Origin of the sequence: Streptomyces marokkonensis (assembly GCF_039539045.1) — a bacterium.
In the GTDB taxonomy this organism is placed as follows: domain Bacteria; phylum Actinomycetota; class Actinomycetes; order Streptomycetales; family Streptomycetaceae; genus Streptomyces; species Streptomyces marokkonensis.
The window spans coordinates 1-10,708 of the sequence record NZ_BAABCQ010000222.1 but is presented as its reverse complement, the minus strand read 5'-3'; the positions used below and the strand labels follow the sequence as shown (position 1 = coordinate 10,708).

The 10,708-nt window shown below is 74.9% G+C and carries 2 protein-coding genes; both read right to left on the bottom strand.

Annotated elements, in window-relative coordinates:
* On the bottom strand, positions 1-916 hold a 916-nt coding region (locus tag ABEA26_RS32875; protein ID WP_345597307.1), incomplete at its 3' end, for a beta-ketoacyl synthase N-terminal-like domain-containing protein.
* Positions 917-952: 36 nt separating this feature from the next.
* Positions 953-10,453, bottom strand: coding sequence for an SDR family NAD(P)-dependent oxidoreductase (locus ABEA26_RS32870; RefSeq protein ID WP_345597306.1), 9,501 nt, complete (start codon positions 10,451-10,453; stop codon positions 953-955).
* Between the last annotated feature and the right edge of the window lie 255 nt (positions 10,454-10,708).

Sequence of the window (10,708 nt, the reverse complement as noted above, 5' to 3'; positions counted from 1 at the left end):
TGGACGCGCCGTCCTGGTTCACGGCGCTGCCGCGCACGACGGCGAGGACCTCGTGCCCGTTGCGGCGGGCGTCCGACAGACGCTCCAGCAGCAGCACGCCCACGCCCTCGGCCCAGGCGGTGCCGTCGGCGCCGGCGGCGAATGCCTTGACGCGACCGTCCACCGCGAGGCCCCGCTGCCGGGAGAACTCCACGAAGGCGCCCGGGGTGGACATGACGGCCACGCCGCCCGCGAGGGCGAGCGTGCACTCGCCCGAGCGCAGCGACTGGGCGGCGAGGTGGATCGCCACGAGGGACGAGGAGCAGGCGGTGTCGATCGTCACGGCGGGGCCCTCGATGCCGAGGGTGTAGGAGACGCGGCCGGACACGACGCTGCCGGCGCCGCCGGTGAGGACGTACCCCTCGATCTCCTCGGAGCCGGTGCCCATGCGCGGGGCGTACTCCTGCCCGGCGACGCCGGTGAAGACGCCGACGCTCTCGCCCTTGAGGGCGGTGGGGTCGATCCCGGCGCGCTCCAGGGTCTCCCAGGAGGTCTCCAGGAGGAGCCGCTGCTGCGGGTCCATCGCCAGCGCCTCGCGCGGCGAGATCCCGAAGAACGGGGCGTCGAAGCCGGCCACGTCGTCGAGGAACCCACCCTCACGGACGTAGGACGTGCCGGACACGTCGGGGTCGGCGTCGTAGAGGCCGTCGAGGTCCCAGCCGCGGTCGGCGGGAAAGGGGCCGACGGCGTCAACGCCGTCGGACACCAGCCGCCACAGGCCCTCGGGCGAGGTCACTCCGCCAGGCAGTCGGCACCCCATGGCGACGACGGCGACGGGTTCGGTGCGCCGGTTCTGCTCATCGCGCAGCTTCTCCCGCGTCTGCTGCAGCTCGGCCGAGACCCGCTTGAGGTAGGTGAGCGCCTTCTCGTCGGTCATGGAACCTGATCTCCTCTTGGGGTGCCTGAGGGCGGGTCAGCCGAGCCCCAGCTCGTTGTCGATGAAGGCGTATACGTCGTCGGCGGAGGCGGCTTCGAGCTGCCGGGCCCGGTCGGTGTTCTCGGCGGGGCCACCGACCAGGCCGGCCTCTTCGAGGCGCGATCCGAGCAAGCGCAGGCGGGAGTGGATGCGGGAGTGCTCCAGCTCCTCCGCCAGCAGGGCGTCGAGCGCCGCTTCCAGGGCGTCGAGTTTGGTGGTGACCGGGTCGGACTCCTGGTCGACGGCCTTGAGCAGGTAGTCGGCGAGGGCGGTGGGCGCCGGGTAGTCGAAGACGGCCGTCGTCGGTAGTCCGGTGCCGGCCGCCTTCGTGAGCCGGTTGCGCAGTTCCACCGCGGTGAGCGAGTCGAACCCGGCCTCCTTGAAGGCACGTTCGGGAACGACCAGTGAGGCGTCGGCGTGGCCGAGGACGGTGGCCGCCTCCCGGCGGACGACGTCCAGGACGAGGGCGGCCTTCTCCTCCGCGGGGAGTCCGGCGAGCCGTTCGGCCAGGGTGTGACCGGCGGCCGTGGCGGCGGCCACCGTCCGGCGCGGCGCGCGCACGAGCGCGCGCAGCATCGGTGGGAGGGTGCCGGACGCGGCACGTTCACGCAGTACGCCGAGGTCGAGACGGGTCGGTACGAGGACCGGTTCGGCGCTCGTCAGGGCGACGTCGAGGAGGGCCAGGCCGTCCTCGGCCGTCAGTCCCACCATGCCGTCGCGGGCGGTGCGCCGCAGGTCGGCCTCGGCGAGGGTGCCGGTCATGCCGCTCGCGTGGGACCACAGGCCCCAGGCGAGCGACGTGGCGGGCAGTCCCTCGGACCGGCGGACGCGGGCGAGACCGTCCAGGTAGGAGTTGGCGGCCGCGTAGTTGGCCTGTCCGGGGTTGCCCAGGGTGCCCGCGGCCGAGGAGAACAGCACCAGGGCGGCGAGGTCGAGGTCCCGGGTCAGCTCGTGCAGGTGGAGGGCGGCGTCGGCCTTGGGCCGCAGAACGCCGGCCGTCCGCACGGGGGTGAGGGACGCCAGGACGCCGTCGTCGACGACGCCCGCGGTGTGCACGACCGCAGTGAGGGGCGCGGTCTCCGGGACCGAGGCCAGCAGCGCGGCGAGCGCGGCGCGGTCGGCGGCGTCGCAGGCCTCGACGGTGACGTTCGCGCCCAGTGCGGTGAGTTCGGCGGCGAGTTCGCGGGCGCCGGGTGCGTCGGGGCCGCTCCTGCTGGTGAGGAGCAGGTTGCGGGCGCCGTGGGCGGTGACGAGGTGCATGGCGACGAGCGCGCCGAGGGAGCCGGTGCCCCCGGTGACCAGGACGGTGCCGTCGGGGTCGGGCCGGTGCGGCAGGGTCAGTACGGCCTTGCCGGTGTGGCGGGCCCTGCTGAGGTGCCGGAAGGCGTCCGGGGCCCGGCGTACGTCCCACGCGGTGACGGGCAGGGGTGTGAGGGCGCCGCGGTCGAAGAGGCTGGCGAGTTCGTCGAGCAGTTCGCGCACCCGGTCGTGGTCGGCCTCGACGAGGTCGTAGGCGTGGTACCGCACGCCGGGGTGGCGTTCGGCGACCTCGGCGGCGTCGCGGATGTCGGTCTTGCCCATTTCCAGAAAGCGGCCGCCGCGCGGGAGCAGACGCAGCGACGCGTCGACGAACTCGCCGGCCAGGGCGTTCAGGACGACGTCGACGCCACGTCCGCCGGTGGTGTCGAGGAAGCGCTGTTCGAAGGTGGTGGTGCGGGAGTTGGCGATGTGGGCGTCGTCGAGTCTCCCGGCGCGCAGGGTGTCCCACTTGCCGGGGCTCGCGGTGCCGAAGACGTCGGCGCCGAGGTGGCGGGCGATCTGGACGGCGGCCATGCCGACGCCGCCGGCCGCGGCGTGGACGAGGACGGTCTCACCGGGCCGGACGTCGGCCAGGTCGCGCAGGCCGTAGAGGGCGGTGAGGAACGCGATGGGCGCGGCGGCGGCCTGGGCGAAGGTCCAGCCGGCGGGGACGCGGACGAGCCTGCGGTGGTCGGTGGTGGCCTCGGGGCCGAAGGCGCCGCCGGGGAACAGTCCCATGACCCGGTCGCCGGGTTCCAGTCCGTCGACGCCGAGGCCGGTGGCGAGGACGACGCCGGCGGCCTCGCCACCGATCGCGGCGTCACCGGGGTACATGTCCAGGGCGATCATGACGTCGCGGAAGTTGATGCCCGCGGCGCGGACGGCGACGCGGACCTGGCCGTGGGCCGGGGGTCCGGGGTCGGCGTCCGGCACGAGGGCGAGGTTCTCCAGGGTGCCGGGCCCGGTGGTGTCGAGGTGCCAGGCGCCGGTGCCCCCGGGGACGGCCAGGGCGGGTGCGGCGGCGGGCACGAGGCGGGGCACGGTGACCTCGCCGTCCCGTACCGCGAACTGAGTCTCCTCCAGCGCGTCGGCGACGGCGGGGACCCCGGTGAGCGCGTCGCGGGAGGTGTCGAGGGTGTCGGTGTCGGCGAGGACGAGGCGGCCGGGGTGTTCGGACTGGGCGGAGCGCACGAGGCCCCACACGGCGGCCGCGGCCGGGTCGGTGACGGTCTCGCCGTCGCGGACAGTGACGGCGCCGCGGGTGAGCACGAGGAGGCGCGCGGCCCCGTCGGTCCCGGTGTCCGCGAGGAACGTCTGGAGATGTGCGAGGACGCGTGCGGTCAGCGCGTGCACGTCCTCGGGCCGGGTGCCGTCGCCGGTGGCGTCGAGGACGCGAACGCCGTCGAGGCCGTCGGGGCGGGCCGTGACCGTCAGCGGTGTCCACTCGGTGCGGAACAGCGACTCGTGTCCGGTCGGGCCGGTGGCGCGCAGCCGTTCGGCGGCCACGGGGCGCAGGACCAGGGAGTCCACGTCGGCGACCGGTGCGCCGGCGGGGTCGGTGACGCGCAGGCCGACCGCGTTCTCTCCGGTGGGGGTGAGCCGTACCCTCAGGGCCTCGGCACCGGTGGCGTGCAGGCGTACGCCGTGCCACGCGAAGGGCAGCAGACGGGATCCGTCGGCGGGTTCGTCGACGGCGCCGAAGGCGCTGGGGTGCAGGGCGGCGTCGAAGAGTGCGGGGTGCAGGCCGAAGAGGGCCGCGTCGTCGTGGTGTTCGTCGTCGAGGGCGATCTCGGCGAAGGTCTCCTCGCCGAGCGTCCACGCGGCGCGCAGTCCCTGGAAGGCGGGGCCGTAGGCGTAGCCCTCGCGGGCGCGCCGCGGGTAGAAGTCGGTGACGGGCACGGCCGTGGCGCCCGGCGGGGGCCAGGCCCCGGTGTCGGGGGCGGGTGCGTCGCAGGGTGCGGTGAGGGTACCGCTCGCGTGGCGGGTCCAGGGCCCCTCGTCGCCGTCGGGGCGGGAGTGGACGGAGACGGGGCGGTCCCCGGCCTTGTCGGGGGCGCCGACGTGCACCCGGATGCGGACGGCGCCGGTTTCGGGCAGGACCAGGGGTGCGGCCAGGACGAGTTCGCGGACGCTGCCGCAGCCGACCTCGTCGCCGGCCCGGACGGCCATCTCGACGAGGGCCGTGCCGGGCAGCAGGACGGTGCCGCCGACGGCGTGGTCGGCGAGCCAGGGCCGGTCGGCCGGGGAGAGGCGGCCGGTGAGGGTGACGGCGTCGGCCTCGGGCACTTCCACGGTCGCGTCGAGCAGCGGGTGCCGGGCCGCGGTGATGCCCGCGGCGTCCAGGTCGCCGGCGGCGGGGGTGGCGTCGAGCCAGTAGCGCCGGTGCTGGAAGGCGTAGGTGGGGACGGCGGGGGCGGGGCGGGCGGCGCCGCCCGCCAGCAGGGCGGTCCAGTCGACGGGGGCGCCCCTGGTGTGGGCGCGGCCGACGGCCGTGAGCAGCGTCGCGGGTTCGGGCCGACCGTCGCGCAGGGCGGCCACGCAGTCGACGTCCTCGGGGAGGCCGTCCTGCGCCATGGCGGTCAGCACGCCGCCGGGGCCGAGTTCGAGCACGGTGGTGACGCCCTGTTCGCGCAGGGTGCGCAGGCCGTCGGCAAAGCGGACGGTGCCGCGGACGTGCCGTACCCAGTAGTCGGGGGTGCGCAGTTCGCCGGGGTCGGCGAGGGTGCCGGTGAGGTTGGAGACGACGGGCAGGTCCGGGGCGTGGAAGTCGAGCCGGGCGGCGACGTCGCGGAAGGCGTCGAGCATGGGTTCCATGCGGGCCGAGTGGAAGGCGTGCGAGACACGCAGCCTCTTCGTCCTGCGGCCGAGGGCCGCGAACCGGGCGGCCGCCGCCTCGACGGCGGGGGTGTCGCCGGAGAGGACCACGGCCTCGGGGCCGTTGAGCGCCGCGACGGCGACCGCCCCGGTCGTCTCGGCGACGGCCTCGTCCTCGGTGGCCTGTACGGCGATCATGGCGCCGCCCTCGGGGAGGCGCTGCATCATCGCGCCGCGGGCGGCGACGAGGGTCGCGGCGTCTTCCAGGGACCAGACGCCGGCGACATGGGCGGCGGCGAGCTCGCCGATGGAGTGGCCGGCGACCAGGTCGGGGCGCACGCCCCAGGACTCGACGAGCCGGTAGAGGGCGACGCCCACGGCGAAGAGGGCCGCCTGGGTGTAGGCGGTCCGGTCGAGCAGGCCCGCCTCGGGGGTGCCGGGTTCGGCGAAGACGATGTCGCGCAAGGGGCGTTCGAGCCCGTGGTCGAGCGCGGCGCAGGCCGCGTCGAAGGCGCGGGCGTAGGCGGGGAAGGCGTCGTACAGTTCGCGGCCCGCTCCGGGTCGCTGGGCGCCCTGGCCGGAGAAGACGAACGCGAGCCGGCCGCCGGTGGTGGTGCCGGTGGTGCCGTCGCCGTCGGCGAGGGCGGTCAGGGCGGTGCGGGCCTCCTGCGCGGAGGAGGCGACGACGACCGCCCGGTGGTCGAAGGCCCGGCGTCCGCCGAGGGTGAGGGCGACGTCGGCCGGGTCGGGGGCGTCCTCGGCCCCGAGGAGGCCGGCGAGGCGTCCGGCCTGGGCGCGCAGGGCCTCGGGGGACTTGGCGGACAGGACGTACGGGAGGAGTCCGTCGGGCAGGGCGCGTTCCGGCGTACCGGCCGGGGACGGTCCACCGGCGGGCGGGGCCGCGGGGTCCTCCGGCTGTTCGAGGAGGACGTGGGCGTTGGTGCCGCTGATCCCGAAGGAGGACACTCCCGCGCGGCGCGGGTGTCCGGTCTCGGGCCAGGGCCGGGACTCGGTGAGGAGTTCGACGGCGCCGCGGGTCCAGTCGACCTCGGGCGTGGGGGCGTCGACGTGCAGCGTCTTCGGCAGCACCCCGTGCCGCATGGCCTGCACCATCTTGATCACGCCCGCCGCGCCGGCGGCGGCCTGGGCGTGTCCGATGTTCGACTTCAGCGAGCCCAGCCACAGCGGCCGGTCGTCGCCGGAGCGCTCCTGGCCGTAGGTGGCGATCAGGGCCTGGGCCTCGATCGGGTCGCCGAGGGGCGTGCCGGTGCCATGGGCCTCGACCGCGTCCACGTCGCCGGGCGAGAGGCGGGCGTTGGCCAGGGCCTGGCGGATCACCCGCTGCTGCGAGGGGCCGTTGGGCGCGGTCAGACCGTTGGACGCGCCGTCCTGGTTCACGGCGCTGCCGCGCACGACGGCGAGGACCTCGTGGCCGTTGCGCCGCGCGTCGGAGAGCCGTTCGAGGAGCAGCAGGGCCACTCCCTCGGACCAGTTCGTGCCGTCCGCGCCCGCGGCGAAGGCCTTGACGCGGCCGTCGGGGGCGAGGCCGCGCTGCCGCGAGAACTCGACGAAGCTGCCGGGGGTCGACATCACGGCGACGCCGCCGGCCAACGCCAGGGAGCACTCCCCGGTGCGCAGCGCCTGGGCGGCCAGGTGCAGGGCGACCAGCGAGGACGAGCAGGCGGTGTCCACCGTCACGGCGGGGCCCTCGAAGCCGAAGGTGTAGGACACCCGGCCGGAGACGACGCTGCCGGCGCCGCCGACGCCGAGGTAGCCCTCGACCTCCTTGGCGGACCGTACCGCGCGGGTGGTGTAGTCGTGGTACATGGACCCGGCGAAGACGCCGATGTCGGCGCCGCGCAGCGCGTTTACGTCCAGTCCGCCGCGTTCGAAGACCTCCCAGGAGGTCTCCAGGAGGAGCCGCTGCTGCGGGTCCATCGCGACGGCCTCGCGCGGGGAGATCCCGAAGAACTCGGCGTCGAAGCCGGCGACGTCGTCGAGGAAGCCGCCCTCCATGACATAGGACTTCCCGGCCGCGTCGGGGTCGGGGTCGTACAGGTCGCCGAGGTTCCAGCCGCGGTCGGCGGGGAACGGGGAGCGGCCGTCGCCGCCGTCGGCGACGAGGCGCCACAGGTCATCGGGCGAGGAGACACCGCCGGGCAGCCGGCAACCCATCGAGACGATGGCGATCGGGTCGTCGTCGGGGGCCGCCGCGTGGCGGGCGGAGGGGGCGGGCTCGTCGGCCGGCCCGCCGTAGACCTCGCGCAGCAGTTGCCGGGCCAGGGCCTGGGGGGTGGGGTGGTCGAAGGCGCTGGTGGCGGGGAGCCGCAGTCCGGTGGCGGTGCTGAGCCGGTCGCGCAGGGAGACCGCCATCAGGGAGGTGAACCCCAGCTCCTTGAAGGCGCGGTCGGCCCGGACGTCCTGGGTGCCGTCGTGGCCGAGGACGGTGGCGGTCTCGTCGCGCACCAGCCGCAGGAGGTGCTCCTCCCGTTCCTCCTCGGGCAGGTCCTCCAGCCGGCCGCGCAGGCCGGCGTTGCCGGCCGGTTCCCGGCGGGCCGTGGTGTCGATCAGTCCACGCAGCGGGGCGGGGACGGGGCCGGTGAGGAGGGCAGCGTTGTCGAGGCGCATCGCGACGAACGCGGCCTCTCCCAGGGCGTGCGCGGCGTCGAACATCACCAGCGCCTGCTGTTCGGTGAGTTCGCCCGCACCGTAGGGGGCGGCGCTCGCGGCGGCGCCGTCGGCCCAGGGGCCCCAGGACAGGGACAGGGAGGGCAGGCCGTCGGCGCGCCGGTGCTGGGCCAGGGCGTCCAGGGCGGCGCACTCGGAGGCGATGTCGCCGGCGCCGGGGGCGCCGAGGATGCCGACGGGCGAGGAGCACAGGACGAACGCGCGCAGGTCGAGGCCGACGGTCAGGTCGTGCAGGGCGTGGGCGGCGGCGGACACCGTGCCGGTGCCGGTGATCTCCTCCGCGTGCACGACGGCCGTCAGCGGGGGCCTGCGCCGATCGTCCAGCAGTGCGGAGAGGGCGGCCCGGTCGCTCGGGTCACAGGCGACGGCGGTGGCGCGGACGCCGGTCCGGGTGAGGTCCTCGCACAGGCTCTGCACGCTCTCGTCGCCGTGGCCCGGAGTGTGGGCGAGGAGCAGGTGGCGGGCGCCGTGCGCGGTCGCGAGGTGGCGGGCGAGGACCGCGCCCTGGGCGGTGGCGGCGCCGGTGACGAGGACCGTCCCGTCGGGATCGAGCAGCGGACGCGGCGCCTCCTCGACGTCCATGGAGACGCGGGCCAGGCGCGGCAGGAGGGCGACGCCGGAGCGGACGGCGAACTGCGGCTCGCCGGCGTCGACCGCGGCGACCAGGGGCCGTGCGCCGTCGGCGTCGAGGCCGTCGGTGTCGAGGTCGGCGAGGACGAGCCGGCCCGGGTACTCGGTCTGCAGGGCGCGGACGAGGCCCCACAGCGGGGTGTGCGCGGGATCCAGCACGTCCTCGCCGTCACCGGCGGCCACGGCGCGCCGGGTGAGCACGACGAGCGTGACGTGCCGGTCGTGGTCGTCGGCCAGCCGGTCCCGGAGGGAGGCGGTGAACTCCTCGATGCCCGCGCCGGAGTCGTAGGCGGTGCGGTCCAGGAGGAGGACGTCGGTGCCGTCGGCCGGGGTGGGGACGGCGGCCCGGTCGGAGGGGACCTCGCACGGGATGCCGGCGCCGCGCAGCGCGGCGGCCACGCCGAGCACGTCGGGGCCGGCCAGGGCCCAGCCGCGCTGCCCGTCCCGGGCCCCGCCGAGCGGGAGCGGGGAGCTGGGTATCCAGTCGACGCGGAACAGCGAGTCGTACAGGCCGCTGCTGGTGGCGCGCAGCCGTGCGGGGGTTTCCAGGAGCCGGTGTCGGACGATCTTGCCGGAGGCGGTGCGCGGGATCGCCTCGATCTCGTAGAGCTCCTCGGGCACCTTGAAGTACGAGAGGCCGTCGCGGCACGCGGCGAACAGCGCTTCGGTGTCCGGTCCCCGGGGGCCGGGGACGATGAACGCGACCGGTACCTCGCCGAGCACGTCGTGCGGCTTGCCGACCACCGCGACGTCGGCGACGCCGGGGACGGTGCGCAGGACCTCCTCCACCTCGCCGGGGTGGATGTTCTCCCCCGCGCGGATGATCAGTTCTTTCCTGCGGCCGGTGATGGTGAAGTATCCGGCCTCGTCGCAGCGGGCCAGGTCGCCGGTGCGGTACCAGCCGTCGTGGAAGGCGGTCGCGGTGGCCTCGGGCTGGTTGTGGTAGCCGGCCATGACGCTCGGGCCACGCACCCACACCTCGCCCTCGCGGCCGTTGGCGACGTCCTCGCCGGTCTGCGTGTCGACCAGGCGTACGCCCAGTCCCACCACCGGCAGTCCGCAGGAGCCCTCCGTCCGGGCGCCCGAGGGCCAGTTGACGGTGATGGCGCCGCAGGTCTCGGTGGAGCCGTAGGCGTCGATGAGGGGGATGCCGAAGACGTTCTCGAACGAGCGGCGCAGCGAGGCGGTGGTGACCGCGCCGCCGACCAGGGCCACCCGGAGCCGGGGGGCGGTGAAGCCGCGGTCACGGGCGGCGTCGAGCAGGTAGTGAAGCAGGGTGGGGACGCCGGCCAGGAAGGTGGCGCGCTCCTCCTCCAGTGCGGTCAGCACGTCCTCGGCGGACAGGCCGTCGACGATGCGCGCGGTGGCGCCGACGGCCACCACGGAGAGCACGCAGGCGATGTGCGAGAGGCTGTGGAAGAGGGGGAGCGGCCAGACGACCCGGTCCTCGGGGCCCAGTCCGGGCACCGGCACGTAGCAGGCGGCCACCGACCACAGGCAGTTGCGCTGGGTGGAGAGGACTCCCTTGGGCTTGCCGGTGGTTCCGGAGGTGTAGAGCATCCATGCGACGTCGTCGAGCCCGAGGTCGTCCCGGGCCGGCGTGGCGGGCTCACGGGTCGCGAAGGCCTCGTAGGAGAGGAAGCCGGGCGGCAGCGGCTCGTCGCCGACCAGGACCACCGTCAGGTGGGGCCGGTCGGGCAGCAGGCGCCGCAGCTGTTCCTCGTGCGGGTGGTCGGTGACGACGATCCGGGCGCCGCTGTCGTCGAGGAGGTGGGCGAGTTCCGCGTCGCTGCTGCGCGGGTTGACCGGGACGCCGATGGCGCCGGCCCGCGTGATGGCGTAGTAGCTCTCGACGGTCTCGACGCGGTTGCCCAGACAGATCACGGCACGATCACCCGGTTGCAACAGCAAATCAGCGAGATGTCCGGCCAGTCGCCGGGTCCGTGCCTCCAGATCGGTGTAACTGACGCTCCGCCGGGCGTCACGGTAGGCGACCTTGGCTCCGAAGTGCCGGGCCTGGTGGACCAGCAACTCGGGGAGCGGCCGGATCAACTCCGTACGCAACATGTGTCGTCATCCCTCCGGGGCGACAGCAGACGGGCAGCCCGCGATGGCAGATGGTTCGCCCTACCCGGGACAGTCTTGTCACCCGCCAGCCCTCACAGCCCCCCTCATCACCCCCCTAGACATCCCTAACTTGAAGAGTGACCAGAATTAATCCGCAGGTGTTCGGTGCGGCGGGCCTGCGACATTAGGATTTGGCACCGGACCAATAGTCATTGCGTTGTCGGCCGTCGGCCCGAAATACCCCCGCGGAAAGCG

What these genes read in the sequence shown, in the direction of transcription:
- ABEA26_RS32870 (WP_345597306.1), bottom strand. Translation starts at nt 10,453, where the DNA reads ATGTTGCGTACGGAGTTGATCCGGCCGCTCCCCGAGTTGCTGGTCCAC.